This window comes from Mesorhizobium sophorae, from assembly GCF_002270415.1.
Classification (GTDB): Bacteria; Pseudomonadota; Alphaproteobacteria; order Rhizobiales; family Rhizobiaceae; genus Mesorhizobium; species Mesorhizobium sophorae.
In genome coordinates this window covers 330174-348384 of record NZ_NNRI01000008.1, presented here as the reverse complement: position 1 = coordinate 348384, position 18211 = coordinate 330174, and the positions used below count along the sequence as shown (strand labels likewise).

The 18211-nt window shown below is 63.2% G+C and carries 21 protein-coding genes; 10 read left to right on the top strand and 11 right to left on the bottom strand.

The genetic code is table 11. The features are described 5' to 3' along the window. Positions 1 to 53: 53 nt before the first annotated feature. From rpoN to ptsN, 3 genes are all read left to right on the top strand, one after another. Entirely contained in the window at positions 54 to 1583 is a 1530-nt protein-coding gene (rpoN, locus tag CGZ66_RS13905) for an RNA polymerase factor sigma-54 (RefSeq protein WP_095084709.1), read from the top strand. Between the two features lie 266 nt (positions 1584 to 1849). Next, the gene (hpf, locus tag CGZ66_RS13900) at positions 1850 to 2434 is read left to right on the top strand and encodes a ribosome hibernation-promoting factor, HPF/YfiA family (RefSeq protein ID WP_095084708.1); all 585 of its coding nucleotides are present in this window, start codon (positions 1850 to 1852) and stop codon (positions 2432 to 2434) included. A gap of 59 nt (positions 2435 to 2493) precedes the next feature. Continuing rightward, the gene (gene ptsN, locus CGZ66_RS13895; RefSeq protein WP_013529589.1) at positions 2494 to 2958 is read left to right on the top strand and encodes a PTS IIA-like nitrogen regulatory protein PtsN; all 465 of its coding nucleotides are present in this window, start codon (positions 2494 to 2496) and stop codon (positions 2956 to 2958) included. Between the two features lie 72 nt (positions 2959 to 3030). Here ptsN and CGZ66_RS13890 read toward each other — a convergent pair whose 3' ends face one another. Both CGZ66_RS13890 and CGZ66_RS13885 read right to left on the bottom strand, forming a co-directional pair. Next, a complete protein-coding gene (locus tag CGZ66_RS13890) occupies positions 3031 to 3288 on the bottom strand; it encodes a BQ00720 family protein (RefSeq protein WP_095084707.1) in 258 nt (85 codons plus the stop codon). A 65-nt stretch (positions 3289 to 3353) separates the two neighbouring features. After that, positions 3354 to 3779 carry an Hsp20 family protein gene (locus tag CGZ66_RS13885; protein WP_095084706.1) on the bottom strand — a complete coding sequence of 142 codons (426 nt, stop codon included), beginning with the start codon at positions 3777 to 3779 and terminating at the stop codon, positions 3354 to 3356. A 304-nt stretch (positions 3780 to 4083) separates the two neighbouring features. Between CGZ66_RS13885 and CGZ66_RS13880 the strand changes: the two genes are divergently transcribed. Then, positions 4084 to 5025 (top strand): nucleoside hydrolase, encoded by a 942-nt coding sequence (locus CGZ66_RS13880; RefSeq protein WP_095084994.1) that lies wholly within the window; start codon positions 4084 to 4086, stop codon positions 5023 to 5025. 169 nt (positions 5026 to 5194) lie between these two features. On the opposite strand, the gene CGZ66_RS13875 is transcribed toward CGZ66_RS13880, so the two are convergent. The 6 genes from CGZ66_RS13875 to CGZ66_RS13850 all read right to left on the bottom strand — a co-directional run bounded on the left by CGZ66_RS13875 (position 5195) and on the right by CGZ66_RS13850 (position 10328). Continuing rightward, a complete protein-coding gene (locus tag CGZ66_RS13875; protein WP_095084705.1) occupies positions 5195 to 5809 on the bottom strand; it encodes a LysE family translocator in 615 nt (204 codons plus the stop codon). A gap of 113 nt (positions 5810 to 5922) precedes the next feature. Beyond that, complete coding sequence (locus tag CGZ66_RS13870) at positions 5923 to 7374, bottom strand: amidase (RefSeq protein WP_095084704.1); 1452 nt, start codon at positions 7372 to 7374, stop codon at positions 5923 to 5925. A gap of 1 nt (position 7375) precedes the next feature. Continuing rightward, the gene (locus CGZ66_RS13865) at positions 7376 to 8281 is read right to left on the bottom strand and encodes a ribokinase (protein ID WP_095084703.1); all 906 of its coding nucleotides are present in this window, start codon (positions 8279 to 8281) and stop codon (positions 7376 to 7378) included. Between the two features lie 144 nt (positions 8282 to 8425). Beyond that, positions 8426 to 8914, bottom strand: a complete 489-nt coding sequence (locus tag CGZ66_RS13860) for a hypothetical protein (RefSeq protein WP_095084702.1) — start codon at positions 8912 to 8914, stop codon at positions 8426 to 8428. Then, positions 8883 to 9230 carry a hypothetical protein gene (locus CGZ66_RS13855; protein WP_095084701.1) on the bottom strand — a complete coding sequence of 116 codons (348 nt, stop codon included), beginning with the start codon at positions 9228 to 9230 and terminating at the stop codon, positions 8883 to 8885. Before CGZ66_RS13855 ends, CGZ66_RS13860 begins: the two co-directional genes overlap by 32 nt. A 219-nt stretch (positions 9231 to 9449) precedes the next feature. After that, complete coding sequence (locus tag CGZ66_RS13850; protein ID WP_095084700.1) at positions 9450 to 10328, bottom strand: methylated-DNA--[protein]-cysteine S-methyltransferase; 879 nt, start codon at positions 10326 to 10328, stop codon at positions 9450 to 9452. Positions 10329 to 10544: 216 nt separating this feature from the next. Here CGZ66_RS13850 and CGZ66_RS13845 point away from each other — a divergent pair, with 216 nt between their 5' ends. Continuing rightward, a complete protein-coding gene (locus tag CGZ66_RS13845) occupies positions 10545 to 11360 on the top strand; it encodes a class I SAM-dependent methyltransferase (protein WP_095084699.1) in 816 nt (271 codons plus the stop codon). Between the two features lie 2 nt (positions 11361 to 11362). On the opposite strand, the gene CGZ66_RS13840 is transcribed toward CGZ66_RS13845, so the two are convergent. After that, entirely contained in the window at positions 11363 to 11857 is a 495-nt protein-coding gene (locus CGZ66_RS13840; RefSeq protein ID WP_095084698.1) for a DUF2244 domain-containing protein, read from the bottom strand. Between the two features lie 22 nt (positions 11858 to 11879). On the opposite strand from CGZ66_RS13840, the gene nth reads away from it, so the two are divergent. Continuing rightward, positions 11880 to 12686, top strand: a complete 807-nt coding sequence (nth, locus tag CGZ66_RS13835; RefSeq protein WP_095084697.1) for an endonuclease III — start codon at positions 11880 to 11882, stop codon at positions 12684 to 12686. On the opposite strand, the gene CGZ66_RS13830 is transcribed toward nth, so the two are convergent. Beyond that, complete coding sequence (locus CGZ66_RS13830) at positions 12680 to 13135, bottom strand: DUF2214 family protein (RefSeq protein WP_095084696.1); 456 nt, start codon at positions 13133 to 13135, stop codon at positions 12680 to 12682. The two genes, nth and CGZ66_RS13830, sit on opposite strands and share 7 nt — an antisense overlap. Before the next feature lie 262 nt (positions 13136 to 13397). Between CGZ66_RS13830 and CGZ66_RS13825 the strand changes: the two genes are divergently transcribed. Then, positions 13398 to 13817, top strand: a complete 420-nt coding sequence (locus CGZ66_RS13825; protein ID WP_095084695.1) for a GNAT family N-acetyltransferase — start codon at positions 13398 to 13400, stop codon at positions 13815 to 13817. Between the two features lie 155 nt (positions 13818 to 13972). Here CGZ66_RS13825 and CGZ66_RS13820 read toward each other — a convergent pair whose 3' ends face one another. Further along, positions 13973 to 14743, bottom strand: coding sequence for an IclR family transcriptional regulator (locus CGZ66_RS13820; protein WP_095084694.1), 771 nt, complete (start codon positions 14741 to 14743; stop codon positions 13973 to 13975). 289 nt (positions 14744 to 15032) lie between these two features. Here CGZ66_RS13820 and CGZ66_RS13815 point away from each other — a divergent pair, with 289 nt between their 5' ends. The 3 genes from CGZ66_RS13815 to CGZ66_RS13805 all read left to right on the top strand — a co-directional run bounded on the left by CGZ66_RS13815 (position 15033) and on the right by CGZ66_RS13805 (position 18209). Continuing rightward, the gene (locus tag CGZ66_RS13815; protein WP_095084693.1) at positions 15033 to 16010 is read left to right on the top strand and encodes a Bug family tripartite tricarboxylate transporter substrate binding protein; all 978 of its coding nucleotides are present in this window, start codon (positions 15033 to 15035) and stop codon (positions 16008 to 16010) included. A gap of 134 nt (positions 16011 to 16144) precedes the next feature. After that, positions 16145 to 16681, top strand: coding sequence for a tripartite tricarboxylate transporter TctB family protein (locus tag CGZ66_RS13810; RefSeq protein ID WP_095084692.1), 537 nt, complete (start codon positions 16145 to 16147; stop codon positions 16679 to 16681). Positions 16682 to 16685: 4 nt separating this feature from the next. After that, complete coding sequence (locus CGZ66_RS13805) at positions 16686 to 18209, top strand: tripartite tricarboxylate transporter permease (RefSeq protein WP_095084691.1); 1524 nt, start codon at positions 16686 to 16688, stop codon at positions 18207 to 18209. The last annotated feature ends 2 nt before the right edge of the window (positions 18210 to 18211 follow it).

Here is an 18211-nt window from a genome sequence, read left to right as displayed (position 1 = left end):
AAAATTCCTGTCCGGAAGCCCGGATGCGTAGACGAGGCGTTTGAAACCAGACAATGGCGTTGGCGGCGAAACTACAGCTACGACAATCGCAGTCGCTGGTGATGACGCCGCAGCTGATGCAGTCGATTCGGCTGCTGCAGTTCACCCATACCGAGCTCGAGCATTTCATCGATGACGAAATCGAGCGCAATCCGCTGCTGGAGCGTGCCGAGCCGCAGGACGATGCAGCCAGCGACCAGTCGCAAAAAATCGAGGCGGAGCCGCAGGCCGCCACCGCCGACGGCGACTGGTTCGAAAACGAGACCCAGTGGAGCGCCGAGGCGATCTCTGACAAGCTCGACACGTCGCTGGAAAACCTGTTTCCCGACGACCCGGGGACGAGCGAGCGGCTCGGTCCCGACCTGACGGCGCAATGGAAATCGGCTTCCGGCAATGGTGCGAGTTCCTTATCCGAGGGCATTGATGCCGGCGACATGGCGGCCGCGGCGATCACGCTGCGCGATCATGTCGGCGAACAGGTGGCGCTCGCCTTCGCCGATCCGGCGGCACGGCTGATCGCCGCCGACCTGGCCGACGGCCTCGACGAGACCGGCTATCTGCGCGGCGACCTGGCCGAGATCGCCGCCCGCCTCGGCACGGACGCCGCTGCTGTGAGAAAGGTGCTGGCGGTGTGTCAGACTTTCGAGCCGGCCGGCCTGTTTGCCCGCGACCTTGCCGAATGCCTGTCGCTGCAGCTTGCCGTGCGGGATCGGCTCGATCCGGCGATGAAGGCGCTGGTCGCCAATCTCGAACTGCTGGCACGGCGTGATTTCCATGCGCTAAAACGGATCTGCGGCGTCGACGAGGAGGATCTGCTCGACATGCTGGCCGAGATCCGTGCGCTCGATCCCCGGCCCGGTATGGCGTTTTCGGGCGGCGCCAGCGATGCGATCGTTGCCGATGTCGAGGTGCGTGCCACCAATGACGGCAGCTGGACGGTCGAGCTCAATGCCGAAACGCTGCCGCGCGTGCTGGTCGACCATATCTATTTCGCCCAGGTTTCGCCGCAGGCGAAGAACCAGGCGGAAAAGGATTTTCTCGCCGAATGCCTGCAAAACGCCAACTGGCTGACGCGCAGCCTCGACCAGCGGGCAAAGACCATCCTCAAGGTCGCCTCGGAGATCGTTCGCCAGCAGGACGCCTTCCTCGTCCATGGCGTGCGCCAGCTGAAGCCACTCAACCTGCGCACGGTGGCCGATGCCATCGGCATGCACGAATCGACCGTCAGCCGGGTCACCGCGAACAAATACATGCTGACGCCGCGCGGCGTGTTCGAACTGCGGTACTTCTTCACCGCCTCGATCGCCGCGTCGGGTGGCGGCGATGCGCATTCCTCGGAATCGGTGCGTGACCGCATCAAGCAGCTGATCGATGAGGAAAAACCCGTCGACGTGCTTTCCGACGATGCGATCGTCGACATGTTGCGCGAGAGTGGCGTCGATATCGCCAGGCGCACGGTCGCCAAGTACCGGGAAGGCATGAATATTCCCTCCTCGGTGCAGCGCCGGCGCGAGAAACGGGCGCTGGCCAGCGCCGGGCGCTGACACGGTTCGATTTTCCTCAGGCCAGCACTTAATTGACAAGCCGCGGCGAAGTGGCTAGAAGCCCGCCCGCATGAGTGGGGCTAGATGCCCGCGTGTGGATGGTCCGTCACGACGTTGGCCTCGGGACGGTCAAAAGGGCGGCTTGTGATCAACCGGAAAGTTCGGATTTAAAATCGGCGCGAGTGACGCCGCAAAGCTTGTGCGCACGGACCACGAGTATAAACTCGGGCGAGTTTGAAGCCTGAGCAAGGAAGGTCAGTTTTCAGATGAATCTGCGCATATCGGGAAAACACATGGATATCGGCGATGCGTTCCGTACACGCATCAACGATCGCGTCGGCGAAGCGATCGGCAAATATTTCGATCGCGGCTTTGCCGGACACGTCACAGTCATCAAATCAGGTTCGCGCTATTCGGCGGATTGCATGATCCGGCTGGATTCCGGTGCTTCGCTGCAGGCCACCGGCGATGCCCAGGATCCGACGGTTGCCTTCGAGGCCGCCGCCGATCGCCTGGAAACGCGCCTGAGGCGCTACAAGCGCCGGCTGAAATCGCACAATTCAGGCGCCGCCAATGGTGATCCGACCGACATTGCCTACACGGTGATGGCGCCGCTGGCCGATGACGACGAGGATATTCCGGATAATTTCGCGCCGGCCATCGTCGCCGAATCAACCATGACGCTGAAGACCATGTCGGTGGCTTCGGCCGTCATCGAGCTCGACACCAAGGACAGCCCGGTCTTCGTCTTCCGCAACGCCGGAAACGACCATCTCAACATCGTCTATCGCCGGCCGGATGGAAATATCGGCTGGATCGACCCGTCCACGACCAAGGTCGCACAAGGATAAGAGCCGGCCGCACGAGGGGTGAGGACTGGTGACGGCAGGCGAACAAGGGATTTTCAAGCATGGATCTGAGCGATCTTATCAACGTTCCGGCGATACTGCCGGCGTTGAAGGCGAACTCCAAAAAGCAGCTGTTGCAATTGCTTTCCGAACGGGCAGCCGCGATTTCGGGCATCCCGGAGCGGGAAGTGTTCGACACCATCCTGCAGCGTGAACGACTGGGCTCGACGGGCGTCGGCAACGGCATCGCCATTCCGCATGGCAAGCTGGCTGGCGTGAAGCGCATCGCCGGGGTTTTCGCCCGGCTGGAGACGCCGGTCGACTTCGAATCGCTGGACGATCAGCCGGTCGATCTGGTGTTTCTGCTGCTGGCGCCGGAAGGGGCCGGCGCCGACCATCTCAAGGCCTTGTCGCGCATCGCGCGGGTGTTGCGCGACGCCGACACGGTGGCCAAGATCAGGGGGACGCGTGACGCCGCGGCAATCCACGCGCTTTTGTCGGATACCCAGGCCTCGCACGCGGCCTGACATTTTCTGATTGGAACATCCAGCAAAGGCCGCCACGGGCGGCCCTGTCCATTTAAGCCCGGCCCGCCGGGTTTAGTGAATGGCGACCGTGGTCAGGTCGTTTTCCATGGCGCCGGCCAGCGCGCGGTCACGCGCATCCGAAAGCAGGATCGGCTGGCCATTGGCGGCAAACAGCGCCCACAGTTCCATGCCGGGCGCGATTTCACCGAGGTTCGGGAAACGGCCGAGCAATTCGTCGCTCGAGACCTTGCGCAGATAGGCGACCGAGCCTTCGCCGAGATGGGCGAATTCGCCGCTGGTCATGGTGAGATTTTCATCAGTTCTGGTCATTTCAAAGCCTCCTTGGCGCGAGGACGCCGCTCAAGGCCATCCCGCATGAGAGCCATCGGTAAAGATCAGTCTTTCACCGATATGTTTATTTTCCGTACCAGCCGTTCGGACTCCGGCCGATCAAGATCGATCGACAAAAGGCCGTTCTTCAGTTCCGCCGCGATCACCCGCATGCCGTCGGCCAGCACGAAACAGCGCTGGAACTGGCGCGCGGCGATGCCGCGATGAAGAAACTCGCGCTCGGTATCGTCGGACTGACGGCCGCGCACGACCAGCTGGTTTTCCTCCGTGGTGACATCGAGATCGCTTTCGGCGAAACCGGCGACCGCCAATGTGATGCGCAACCTTTCGGTCTTGCCGTCGGCGCCGCTGAGGCGTTCGATGTTGTAGGGAGGGTAGCTGTCGCCGGACTTCGCCAGGCGTTCCAGAGTCTTTTCCATGGCGTCGAAACCAAGGAGAAGCGGGCTGGAAAAGGGCGTCATTCGGCTCATGTTACACTGTCCTCTGTAGAGCGACATAAAGTGGAAAAACCCAGATGGCATTTTTCCCGGTGGTCTTGATATGGTCCGCCCCGCGACCAAGTTCAAGCCATCAAAAGACCCGCCCAAAAAGATCAGGTCGTGGACTCACAGGAATGATCGACATGGCGCTTGAAACGGCCAGCAGATGCAAGGAGAAGCGCGCAGGTCGGGATTGTCTTCCCCGGTCGAGCGGTTCGACTTGGCAGTTCGCAGCCGCTTCGGCGTCATCCCGGATTCATCCCAAGTCCACGGCTTCGCCAAACAAGGAATTGAAATGCCTCAATTACGCAAGATCATCATCGACACGGATCCCGGCCAGGATGACGCCGTCGCCATATTGCTGGCGCTCGGCAGCTCCGAGCTGGAGATCGTCGGCATATCAGTCGTTGCCGGCAACGTGCCGCTGAAGCTTACCGAAAAGAATGCCCGCAAAATCTGCGAGCTGGCCGGCCGGCCGGACATCAAGGTCTATGCCGGCGCCATCCGGCCGTTGATGCGCGAGCTGGTCACCGCCGAGGAAGTGCATGGCAAGACCGGTCTCAACGGGCCGCAATTGCCCGAACCGACGATGAAGTTGCAGGACCAGTATGCCGTCGACTTCATCGTCGAGACGCTGATGAAGGAAGAGAGCGGCACCATCACGCTTTGCGCGCTCGGCCCGCTCACCAACATTGCGCTGGCGCTGATCCGCGAACCGCGGATTGCACCGCGCATCAAGGAAATCGTGCTGATGGGCGGCGGCTTCTTCGAAGGCGGCAATGTCACGCCGTCCGCCGAGTTCAACATCTATGTCGATCCGCAAGCAGCCGACGTCGTGCTCAAATCCGGCATTCCGATCGTGATGATGCCGCTCGACGTCACCCATAAGGCGCTGACCACCGCCAAGCGCACGCAGGCCTTCCGCGAACTCGGCACCAAGGTCGGCACGGCGACCGCCGACATGCTGGAATTCTTCGAGCGCTTCGACGAGGAGAAATACGGCACCGACGGTGGGCCGCTGCACGACCCCTGCGTCATCGCCTATCTGTTGAAGCCGGAGCTGTTCAAGGGTCGCACCTGCAATGTCAGCGTTGAAACTACCTCGGAACTGACCATGGGCATGACCGTCATCGACTGGTGGGGCGTCACCAAGCGGCCGAAGAACGCCATGGTGATGCGCGACATCGACCATGACAGCTTCTTCGCGCTGCTGGTCGAGAGGCTGGGGCGGCTTTAGGGCCGACTTTCACCTTCTCCCCTTGTGGGAGAAGGTGGCCGAGCGAAGCTCGGTCGGATGAGGGGTGTTCCAGTAAACACCAACGCCTCATTTCTTCCAGCACCCCTCAACCGTCTCGGCGCTGCGCGCCGATCCACCTTCTCCCACAAGGGGAGAAGGAAGGCGTTACTTACTTCGACCGTGAAAACGCCAGCCACAGGCCGCCGCCGACCAGGAAGCTGCCGCTGATCCTGGACATAAGCTTGATGCGGCTGGCCGACAGCAGCCGCCCGGCACGGCCAGCGGCCAGTGCATAGGTCGAATCCGAGATGGCGGCGAAGATCATGGCGGTGAGGCCCATGACCACGATCTGCAGCGAGTAATTGCCCTGAGGCGCGATGAACTGCGGAAAGAAGGCGCCGAAGAACACCAGCGTCTTGGGGTTGCTGAGCGCCACCAGCAGGCCCTGCAGGAAGAAGCCGCCGCGCGGTTTCCTTGCCGTTCCGTCGGCGTTCAGCGTGCCCTTGGAACGGAACATCTGCACGCCCATCCAGATCAGATAGGCGGCGCCGATCAGCCGCACCCATTCGAACCAGTGACCCATGCCCGAGATCAGCGTGTTGAGGCCGATGCCGACGATGGCGATCATCACGGCAAGCCCGGCCTGCGTGCCGGCGACATTGGCGAGCCCGGCGCGGGAGCCATGGCGGATGCTGTTGGCGATGATCAGCGTGACCGTTGGACCGGGCACCAGGATGATGACGATGCAAGCGAGGACATAGGCGGCGTAGAGTTCCAGCGACATGATTTTTCCTCAAGGATGCCGCCGGGGCGGCGCGGACTGACGACAATCAATGCATGGCAGCGCAGCCGGTGCAAGCCGGTACGCGAAGCTCTACGATACGCCAATGCACCGGTTCAGGCGCCAGCCTGCCAGGGCAGCGTTGCCTCATAGGCGGCCGCCACTCGGAGCACGGCAAGATCGCCGCGCGGGCGGCCGATCAACTGCATGCCCATCGGCCGGCCCTTGTCGTCGAAGCCGACCGGCACGTTGACCGTCGGGCAGCCGCCCAGGGTGGCGAATGCGGAAACCTGCATCCAGTGGTGGTAGCTGTCCATCGCCCGTCCGGCGACCTCGCGCGGCCACGGCGTGCCGACATCGAAGGGGAAGACCTGCGCGGTCGGTAGCGCGATCAGGTCAAAGCGGTCGAAGATCGACAGCAGCGTGCGATGCCAGGATGTGCGGATGACCGAGGCCGCACGGACCTGCGGCGCCGTCAGCCGCATCGCGTTCTCGACCTCCCAGACGGCTTCCGGCTTCAGCAGGCCACGCTTCGAGGGATCGTCATAGTGGGTTTTGAGCGCACAGCCGCTGCTGGCCTGGCGTAGTGTGACAAAAGCCTGCCACAGCGCTTCGAAATCGAAATCCGGCTGCAGAGGCTGCCAGGGGAAGGAGGATGCATCCGCCAATCGGCCGAGCGCTGTCTCGCAGAGATCGAGAATCCCGGCTTCGACCGGCAGATGACCGCCGAGGTCGCCGAACCAGGCGATGCGGCCGCCAGTCGTCCCTGTCGCAAGCCCGTCGAGGAACGAGCCAGGTTTCTCATAGGACAATGGCGCGTGCGGATGATAGCCTGCCTGCACGTCGAGCAGCAGGGCCATGTCGCGGACGTTGCGGCCCATCGGCCCATCGACACCCATCTGCGCATGAAAGACCTCCAAGTCCGGTCCGCCGGGAACAAGCCCTTGCGACGGGCGGAAGCCAAAAACATTGTTCCAGGCCGCCGGGTTGCGCAGCGAGCCGCCAAAGTCGCTGCCATCGGCGACAGGCAGCATATCCAGCGCCAGCGCCACCGCCGCGCCACCACTCGAGCCGCCGGCGGTCAGCGCCGGATCGAAGGCGTTCAGCGTCGGCCCGAACACATTGTTGTAGGTGTTGGAGCCAAGCCCGAATTCCGGAACGTTGGTCTTGCCGATGATGATGGCGCCGGCGTTGCGGATACGCTCGACGAAGAAATCATCCTCCTGCGGCACGAAATCGGCGAAGATCGGCGAGCCGAGCGAGGTCCTGAGGCCCGTGGTCGAGGCGAGGTCCTTGATGGCGATCGGCAGGCCGAACAACGAGCCGGTTTCGGCATCTGCCCGTCGGGCATCGGCAGCGTCGGCCTCGCGCAGGATGTCGCCACGGTCGCGCAAGGAGACGATGGCGTTGACCAGCGGGTTGACCGCCTCGATCCGGTCGAGGAATGCCGTCACCACCTCGCGGACGGAAAGTTTCCTTTGGCGGATCGCGTCGGCAAGTGCGACCGCGGACAGGCGACAGATGTCGCTGGCCGGCGCCACGGCATGTTTCGTCTGAGGGCGCAGCATTTCAACGCGTTTCCTGCAATGCCTGGTCGACATCCTTGGCCAGCGGAATTGCCGGCTGGGCGCCTGGCTTCAGGCAGGCCAGCGAGCCCGCCGCGCCGGCGCGCGCCAGCGCCTGTTCGAGCGCCAGGCCGGACGACAGGCCGGCGGCGAAGTAACCGCAGAACGTGTCGCCGGCGCCGACCGTGTCGACAGGCGTGATCTTCATTGCCGGGACGGTCAGGAAATCGCTTGGCGTCGCCGCCATCACGCCGTCGCCGCCGAGCGTCACGACGATGGTGCGGCCGGTCTTCCCGGCATAGTCGCGCATGCGCGCCGCCCGGTCGCGGCCGTTGAGCGACAGCGCCTCGCCATAGAGGTCGAATTCGGTTTCGTTGGCGACTGCATAATCGGCCTTGGCAAGAAAGGCCGCTGCTTCGCCCTGGAAAGGCGCGGTGTTGAGCACGGTGATGGCGCCAGCCGCCCTTGCCTGGTCGAGCGCGGCACCGACGGTCGCCAGCGGGATCTCATGTTGCAGGAGTACGATATCACCCTTTTTGAAGAAGGCTTTGGAGAGGTCGCCAGGCAATACGGACGCGTTGGCGCCCGGCACCACGGCGATGATGTTCTCGCCGTCGTCGCCGACCATGATCAGGGCTGTGCCTGTCGACGCAAAAGTCTCGGCGACGCCAGACAGATCGACCTTGCCGTCGCGCAGCAATGCCAACGCCTCGGCGGCGAAGCTGTCCTTGCCGACGGCGCCGACCATGCGCACCGGGGCGCCGGCGCGTGCCGCCGCCAGCGCCTGGTTGGCGCCTTTGCCGCCGGGCGCGGTGGCAAAGGTCGAGCCGGCTACTGTTTCGCCAGGGCTCGGCAAGCGGTCGACATTGGCGATCAGGTCGAGGTTGATCGAGCCGATAACGATAATCAAGCAAGGCCTCCTGCCAGCACGAACTCAAATATTGGAGCGTCTTTTGAGCGTCCGGGCGAACGCAGGTCGTTCCTATTGCGCGGGAAGCTAGCCTGTAAGGCCGCGGCTTGCCAGACCACGCGAATGGTCCAGCTCGATTTGTGCCTATTCACAGCGCACGGTGACCGTGCCCTGGTAGTTGCCGGCGGGAAAGATACCGCTCGACTTGGTGGCGGTGAGGTCGACCTGCATGGGGTGGGTGCCGTTGACGACACGCTGCGGCACGCTTCCGGAGGTGTCGACGCCGGTGCCGTCGAGGCGGTAGACGGTGCTGAAGTTGACGTTGGTACCGCCGCCGCTTGGCGCTGACGAGAACGAGGCCGGCGCCGGCGCGGAAACGGAATAACAGTCGAGCAGGTTGAGCAAGGTGCAAAGCAGCGAACTGGCGGTGATGGTGGCGGTCGCACTCGACCCGCCTGCCTGTTTGGAGCCCAGGATGCTGATGGCAGGATTTGCGGTCATCGTTCCCGACGCCCCGACCATGATGGTCCAGGTGCCGATGATCGCCGCTTGCACCGGAAGGCAAAGGCCGGAAAGTGCCGCGGTCGCAAGCAGCGCGCGGTTACTTCTTCTTCTTTTTCTTGCCAACGCCATTTCCGGTCCTGATGCTCCAGCCTTCGTTGGCCCATCCGGGTGATGCGGTCGCGGGAGCGGGAGCGCTGGTGGCCACGCTGAGCGATACGCCTCCGGTGGTGGTCAGCGTGACCGTTCCGGCCAAGCCGCCGCTGTTGTGCGAGCTTAGCGACTGAAGATCGGGGCTCACCGTCATCGTGCCGTTGGTGGCTACCACAAGCGTGCAGGTTGCGGTGATCGTGCCATTGAAAATGACATTTTGCGTTGTGGCCAATGCGGACTGGTCAATACAGGCGACCAGCAGGGCTGCGCCGAAGACGGCGCGAAACGATTTCATCGAGACCTCCCATTAAGCCGGATAGTCCGAGTTAATATGAGTCATCATCACTTTATCGTAGTTAATTTAGAGTTAATCTGAACAATTGCTTAAAATAATAATCGCTAAACCAGAAGTTGCTTTTGGTTGCAATCAAGAAAAACCGATGCAATAATCGCACTTATACTTGATAAGTCCAGCATTTATAGATTCTGCGTGGGGTTCTTGGAAAATCGACATTCACGACGACACTTGCCCTGCTTCCCAACCCAGAATGGCTCGCTTGCGGGTCAGACCCCAGTGATAGCCGGTGAGGTCGCCGGACTTGCCGATGGCGCGGTGGCAGGGAACCACGAAAGAGAGCGGGTTGGCGCCGTTGGCGGCACCGACGGCACGGCTGGCGCTCGGCGCGCCGATGCTGGCGGCGATCGAGGAATAGGTGCGGGCCTTGCCCATCGGTATGTTGAGCAGCGCCTCCCAGACGCGAACCTGGAAGTCGGTGCCGATCATGACGACATGCAGCGGCTGGTCGGGGCGCCACAGCGTCGGGTCGAAGATGCGCGCCGCATAGGGACCCGTCGCGGCCATGTCCTCGACATAGATGGCGTTCGGCCAGCGGCTGGACATGTCGGCGAAGGCGGCGCGTTCCTCGCCCGGATCGCTGAAGGCGAGGCCGGCAAGCCCGCGGTCGGTAGCCATGATCAGGGCAGTGCCGAACGGCGAGGGGTGGTAGCCGTAGCGGATGGTGAGGCCTGCGCCGCGCGTCTTGTAGTCGCCCGGCGACATCGCTTCATGGGTGACGAAGAGGTCGTGCAGCCGGCCGGGGCCGGACATGCCCAGCTCGAATGACGTTTCGAGCAGCGGCATGCCTGAATCCAGCAGCTTGCGGGCATGGTCCAGTGTCACCGCCTGCAGGAAGGCTTTTGGCGACAGGCCGGCCCAGCGGGTGAAGAGTTTCTGCAGGCCGGTCGGAGTCTCGCCGACCTCTTCGGCCAGTTCTTCCAGCGATGGCTGGTCGCGATAGTCGAGGCTGATCTTCTCGATGGCGCGGCGCACGATTTCGTAGTCGCTGCCTTCGGGCGTGATGTCCTTTTTGAGAACGGCCGTCTGTATGCTCATGGAACTGTCTCCTTGGGCAGGAATATCGCCCCTTGGGGCGTCGATCGCCACCCGAAACTTGCCTTCTTGCGGCGCGTACCCAGATAGACTCGGGTTTTCGAGAGCCTGTTTCATCCCGATGAGGTCGGGATGGGGCTCTGTCTGTTTGTATAAGCATGATCTTTCCCGAAAACCGGATTCCACTTTTCGGGATCATGCTCTGACTAGGAATCGCACATGGCTGGCGAGAAGATACATCTGACCGGGGAAAAGGGGACGTTGCTGTTGACGCTCTACGGCAAGGCTCTGGAGAGCAGGTTGCCGGATACGCTGCTCGGGGATCATTTCGCCGACGAGGCGGTGCGCAAGATCGACTACGATTTCTCCAGGCTCAAGGTCGACACCAATCTCGGCGTCGGCCTGGCGATCAGGGCAAAGACGCTGGATGTCCATGTTCAGGACTTTCTCGCGAGAAATCCCTACGCCATCGTGTTGCATCTGGGATGCGGGCTCGATACGCGCATATTTCGTGTCGATCCGCCACAGGGTGTGGACTGGTTTGATGTCGACTACCCTGAAGTCATCGAGCTCAGACGCAAGCTGTACCCGTCCCGGGCCCATTGCCATCTGATCGCCTCGTCGGTGACCGAACCGGATTGGCTGGCCTCGGTGCCGCGCAATCGCCCGGCCATCGTGGTGGCGGAAGGCCTGACGCCCTATCTCCCTGCCAACGAGGGACCACGCCTGTTTGCGCGGCTCGTCTCGCATCTTGCCAGTGGCGAACTGATGTTCGACGCCTACAGCCGTTTTGGCCTGAAGCTGCTTCGCCTCAATCCGGCCATCAAGGCGACGGGTGCCCAGGTGTATTGGGCGATCGACGATCCGCACGACCTGGAACTGGCCGTCCCAAAGCTACGGTTCGTCGATGACATCTCGGCCTACAAGCCTGAACACGCCGCCCGCATGGGCTGGGTCGCGAAGCTGTTCGTCCGCCTTTGGAGACACATTCCAGCCCTGCGCAAGGTCGGCAGGCTGTTGCGCTACCGGTTCTAGGATCAGCGTGCCTTGGCGGTCGCCAGCGCCCGCGAAAAGGCAGTGGCGAAGGTCTCGCGATCGTCGGGATTGAGGAAACCGCCGATCGGCACGTTCTGTCCCTGTGCTTCCACTGTCATCCTGGTGATGCCGATCTCGGCGTGACGGGCGACCGAAAACCGCGCCCAGAACGGGTTGAAGCGATGCGCTTCCGATTTTCCGGATGGCGCGGTCTTGCGGATGTCGAGGCTGGTGCGCGAGACCGACACCTCCTCGCGGGCACGCGCGGCACGATAGTTGGCGCGGAAAGCGATGTAGACGGCGACCACGTCGAGGCCGAGGAAGCCGAACACCGGCCAGGCGCCGCGCGACAGGAAAAACGCGCCTGTCACCAGCCAGCCGAACAGCAGCGCGCCCATCAGCAAGGCAAAGCCGGTTTTACCCAGGGACCGGTGCGGGGTCAGCAGCGCCTGAAAGAATGGCTCGTCGGCCTGAAATGAGGCGTTTGTGTCGCTCATGGCGGGATATTATAGGAAGGAAATGGCGAGCCCCAAGTCCAAAGAATCATCCATGCCCAAAAATGAGCTGTTGCCCGGCCGGCGCGACGGGTCGAACGCCAAGCCGCGTCCGCGGCCGGTGCGGCGTTCGTCGCGCTACAGCGCGGCCGAAGTGCACGAGATCTTCCGGCGTTTTGCCGTCCAGCGGCCTGAGCCGAAGGGCGAGCTCGAACATGTCAACGCCTTCACATTACTGGTGGCGGTGGTGCTGTCGGCGCAGGCGACCGATGCCGGCGTCAACAAGGCGACGCGGGCGCTGTTCAAGGCCGCCGATACACCGCAAAAGATGCTGGCGCTGGGTGAAGCCAAGGTTGGCGACTATATCAGAACCATCGGGTTGTGGCGCAACAAGGCCAAGAACGTGATGGCGCTGTCGCAGGCGCTGATCCGCGACCATGGCGGCGATGTGCCTGGCGACCGGGATCAACTGGTCAAGCTGCCGGGGGTCGGGCGCAAGACCGCCAATGTCGTGCTCAACATGGCCTTCGGCCAGCACACGATGGCGGTCGACACCCACATCTTCCGCATCGGCAACCGGCTCGGGCTGGCGCCCGGCAAGACGCCGGAACAGGTCGAGCAGGGACTGTTGAAGATCATCCCGGACGAATACATGCGCCACGCGCATCACTGGCTGATCCTGCATGGCCGCTATGTCTGCAAGGCGCGCAAGCCGGATTGCCCGGCCTGCGTCATTGCCGACATCTGCAAGGCGCAGGAGAAGACGACCAGCATTCCGGCGCCGCTGGTGCCGATAGCTCCGCTTGAAACGGTTGCCGCCGGCGATCAGTAGCCGTAGCCGCGTGCCATCGCGGCGGCGAAGACCGGGATCAGCAGGAAGATGAACGCCTCGGCGCGGACATAGGTCTTGACGGATGCAAGCTCGGCTGCCGGCACCAGGAACGAGGGATTGGCACCTGCCTGCCTGTTCCAGGAGATGAAGCGGACGGTCGGGATGATCGACAGCAGGCCGACGATACCAAACGCCGCCATCTTGGCCCAGAACACCCAGTTGTAGACGTAGAATTCCCAACCCTTGAGGCCATAGAAGACGCGGCCGATGCCGACGATGATGATCAGCGCGGCGATGATCCCATAATGACGGTCGATGCCGGCGAGCCGCTTGAGCGTGGTGGCGGCCAGGTCGCCGCGGATCAGCACGAATTCGGCGCCGATGATCCCTGCTAGCGAAAACACCAGCAGATGGTGGACGATGGCAAGCACGAGATCGGTGGTGTCCATGCTTTTTCCCTGGGTTTGACGGCACAAGCCCGTGCCTGAAAGGATTGCGCTTGCAGATGCTGAGTCAGCCTGTCGCGAAAATAGCATCGTCGCGCCGAATTCCCATAGCGGAGCTTGAGACCATGTTGCCCCCATGGGTGCCCGTCGTATTTGTGGCGCGGCTTAGCGCGATTTTCTCGCCTGGAAGATGACATGCCCTGCCTTGGCCCTTGTCTGGCCCGGGCAATTTGCTACGCGCCGGGTAGATAAGCGAGGCAATCCCATGAACAATCCGCGAGCGACCATCGCCCCTGTGATCGAGACGCAGCGAACCATCCTGCGGGCACACCGGCTGGGAGATTTCGACGCCTATGCCGTGATGTGGACCGATCCCGTGGTCACCCGTTTCATCGGCGAGGCCGGGTTCCATGACCTGAAGCGCGATATACAGCCGTCGATCGAAGGCATTCCCGAGGCCGGCTGGGCGCTCGCTCCGGCCATTCATGGCGCAGGCTTCGCTACCGAGGTGGTTGGCCGCGTCCTGGCATGGGGCGAAGAGACTTTCGGGTCCGCGAGGACCGTTTGCATCATCGATCCGGAAAACGCCGCGTCGCTGAACGTTGCGACGAAGTGCGGCTACCGGGAAGTGGTGCGGACCACCTACCACGACGCCCCGACCATTCTGCTGGAGCGGCTGCCCTGAGCGGCGTCATCGACTGGAGATCCCCGCGCTGCCAAGCAAAGATCGCAGTGCGCCTGTCGCCAGCAATGACGACGACGCGGGCCGTGCCAAGAACCGCCGTGTGGTTTTGGTCAAATTGAACTGACGCAGCTCCGGCTGCAGCGCCTTCGACCCCGCTACGACACAGCGTCCGCGGCGAGGCTCGCCTGCTCGAGCATAGAGGCGTCCTCGCCGAAGGCGCGGGTGGCCCGCGCCGCCGCCTCGAGCAGCGGGCGTTTCATGCGCTGAAGGAACGCGGCGTCGACGCGCGAGCTGGGGCCGGCCAGCGTCAAGGCGCCGAGCAGGGCCCGGCCCGGACCGAACACCGGCGCCGACACGCCCGCCGTCTCTGGGTCGCGGTCGCCGACGGCGAGACAGTTGCAGGTCTTGCGGATGGTCTCGTAGGGTTCGCCCTGCTGGCCGGAAAACGCCGCAAGCACGCGGCCGCCCGACCCAACCAGCAGAGGCAGCACGTCGCCTTCGCGTATCGTGTAGCGGATCGGGTGCTTGGATTCGACGCGGTAGAGACAGGTGCGGACGTCGCCCGAGCGAACATAGAAGGCAACGCTCTCCCAGCTTCGCTCGGAAAGGTCGCGCATGATCGGCAACAGGATGTCGACCGCCACCACCGAACGCTGATAGAGCGCGCCGAGCCGGAAAGTGGCGGGTCCTACGCGGTAGCGGCCATCGTCCAAGCGCTCGAGCAACTGCCCGCGCAACAAGGAATGCGCAAGCCGCAGGATGGTGCTCTTGTAGAGGCCGGTACGGGCCGCGATTTCGGCCAGGCTGAGCGACCGGTCGGTGGTGGTGAAGGCGTCGAGGATGGCGATCGCCCGATCAAGCGCGGCAACCCCTTCGGTAGCCGCGTGCCGGATGTCTGGATCAGCCGATCTGCTTGATGAGTCCATTGCGGTTCCCAATTCGGAGAAGGTCCTAAGGAGACACCGCTGGCTTCGCCAACGCGTCGTCTGCTTAGGTTTCTTTGCTTGCCGCAGGTTCTTGTCGCAAAAACCGCGGGACAATTATGCGGAACCTGCTTAGCGGAGCCACTGTGTCGCGCTGGCGATGCGTTCTGTCTAGTAGAATATCGTTCCCGTTGACAGAACTCGGTAACATCTGCTTGAACTCGATTACGGGTCTGGATTCAGGCGCGTTTTGGCAGGCACCGGAGGAGGTGTCGTGATCTGGAGGAATCCCATGCTGAACAGACGCAGATTTTTGATGAGCACGGCAGCGGCAAGCGCTGCCGGCTTAGCAGGACTACATCTCTCTCCCGCTTTCGCCGAAGGCGCGCCGCAGATCCAGATTTTCGTGCCGGCGGCACCTGGCGGCGGCTGGGATCAGACAGGGCGCACGATGGATCAGGTGTTGCGCAGCGAAAAGCTGATCTCCGGCTCGCAGATCACCAATGTCGGCGGCGCCGGCGGTACGGTCGGGCTGCCGCAATTCATCAACCAATGGAACGGCAAAGGCAATTCGCTGATGGTTGCCGGCATGGTCATGGTCGGTGCGATCATCGCCAACAAGGCTGCCAACAATCTGACGCAAGTCACGCCGATCGCGCGCCTTACCGGCGAGTTCGAGGCCTTGGTGGTGCCGGCGGAGTCGCCGTTCAAGACGGCGGCTGATTTCGTCGCCGCACTCAAGGCCGATCCGACAAAGGTTCCTGTCGCTGGCGGCTCGGCCGGCGGTTCGGATCACATCCTGTTTGGGCTGATTGCCAAGACCGTCGGCGTGCCGGCGACAAACCTGTCCTACGTGCCGTTCGCCGGTGGCGGCGAGGCACTGTCGGCGCTGCTCGGCAATCAGGTGGCGGCCGGCATCTCCGGCTTCGGCGAGTTCTCCGAGCAGGTCAAGGCGGGCGCGCTGCGGCTGCTTGCCATCTCGGCCGACAAGCGCCAGGACGGCATCGACGCGCCGACGCTGAAGGAAGCCGGCATCGATGTCGAGTTGTTCAACTGGCGTGGGGTCTTCGCACCTCCCGGCGTTTCCGATGCCGACAAGGCGGCGATGATCACGCTGGTCGAGAGCATGGCCAAGAGCGATGCCTGGGCGACCGAGTGCAAGAACCGCAACTGGACGCAGATCCTGCTCACGGGCGACGATTATGCGAAATTCGTTGCCGAGGATACGGCCCGCATCGAGGCCATCCTGAAAGACCTCGGGCTCGCCTGATCTTCCCAAAAAGGGGCGGCGCTCGCCGCCCCTTCTCGCATGGAATGCAAAGCCGGCACTGCGGTGAGGACCGGCCGTGCGGTGCCGGGCATCTTGGCCAGCTATCCTGGCCAGTATTCTTGGGGAGGACAATCATGAGCAGCAGTGACCAGCAGGCGGCGTCGTCGCGCCTTGCCGTGCCGGAATTGTTGATCGGCGTCGGGCTTCTGGCCTGCGCCGGCGCTGTAGCCTGGCAGACGCTGGCGATCCCGGTGTCGCCGCTCTACTCCAAGGTCGGCCCGACCGTCTTTCCCTACCTCACCATGGTCGGTCTTGTGGTGCTTTCCCTGTTGCTCATCCTCGCGGCGCTTCGCGGCGGCTGGCAACCGGAGGAGGAAAAGGAAACGCCGACCGACTGGAAGGCGATGGGTTTCGTCGTCATCGGCCTCGTCGCCAATCTGCTGCTGATCCAGCCGCTGGGCTTCACGGCGGCATCCGTCATCATGTTCGTTCTCGTCTGCTACGGCTTCGGCAGCAAGCGCACACTGCGTGACGTAGGGCTCGGCCTGATCCTGGCGCTGGCCGCCTATTTCGGCTTCGCCAGGGCGCTCGGCGTCAACATCGGCGCCGGCTTCATCGAGAACCAGCTGAACACGGTGATCGATGCGATCATCGGCACGTTTGGAGCCTGACGCCATGGAAACGCTCGGCCATCTCGCACACGGCTTCTCAGTTGCCTTCACCCCGGTCAATCTTCTGTGGTGCCTGCTCGGCACCACGCTCGGCACCGCCATCGGCGTGCTGCCCGGTCTCGGGCCGGCGCTGACCATCGCCCTGCTTTTGCCGATCACCTACCAGGTGGCGCCGGAGGCCTCTTTCATCCTGTTCGCCGGCATCTATTACGGCGCCATGTATGGCGGCTCGACAACGTCGATCCTGCTCAACACGCCTGGCGAAAGCGCCACCATCGTCACCGCGCTGGAAGGCAACAAGATGGCGCGGTCCGGCCGCGGCGGGGCGGCACTTGCCACCTCGGCGATCGGTTCCTTCGTCGCCGGCACCATCGGCACCTTGGGCGTCGCCTTCCTGGCGCCGGTGGTGGTCAAATTCGCGCTCGCCTTCGGCCCGGCCGAATATTTCTCGCTGATGGTATTGGCCTTCATCACGGTTTCGGCGGTGCTTGGCTCCTCGTCCGTGCGCGGCCTCACCAGCCTGTTCGCCGGTTTCGTCATCGGCATGATCGGCGTCGACCTTCAGACCGGCCAGCCGCGCTTCACCTTCGGCATGACCGAACTGCTTGACGGCGTCGACGTCATCATTTGCGCCGTCGGCCTGTTCGCCGTCGGCGAGACACTCTACATGGCTTCGCGCCGCTATGCCGGCAAGGACGAGATCGTGCCGCTGAGGGGCTCGCTCTACATGACATCAGCCGAATGGGCGCGTTCCTGGAAACCCTGGCTGCGCGGTGCAGCGATCGGCTTTCCGATCGGCGCCATGCCGGCAGGCGGCGCCGAAATCCCGACCTTCCTGTCCTACGCAATCGAAAAGAAGCTGTCGAACCACAAGGAGGAATTCGGTACCGTCGGCGCCATCGAAGGCGTCGCCGGCCCCGAAGCCGCCAACAATGCGTCCGCCGCCGGCGTGCTGGTGCCGATGCTGACGCTCGGCCTGCCGACCTCGGCGACGGCGGCGATCATGCTGTCGGCGTTCCAGAGCTACGGCATCAATCCGGGGCCGCTGCTTTTGACGACGCAGGGCGACCTCGTCTGGGGACTGATCGCCAGCCTGTTCATCGCCAACGTCATCCTCGTCATCCTCAACCTGCCGCTGATCGGGCTGTGGGTGCGGCTGTTGAAGATCCCGGCGCCGCAGCTCTACGCCGGCATCCTGGTGTTCGCCACGGTCGGCACCTATGGTATCTCGCAATCGCCTATCGACCTGGTCATCCTCTATCTCCTGGGGGCGGCCGGGTTCCTGATGCGGCGCTTCGATTTCCCGACCGCGCCGGTCATCATCGGCATGATCCTGGGGCCACTCGCCGAAACCCAGTTCCGCCGGGCGATGACCATCTCTAATGGCGACTGGTCGGTGTTCTACAAGCATCCGCTGTCACTGACGCTGCTGACGCTCGCCTTCATCGGCCTGGTCGGGCCGCATATCTGGGCCTATGTCGAGCACCGCCGGCGGCGCGGACCGGAGCATGTGCCGGGCGATGCCTGATC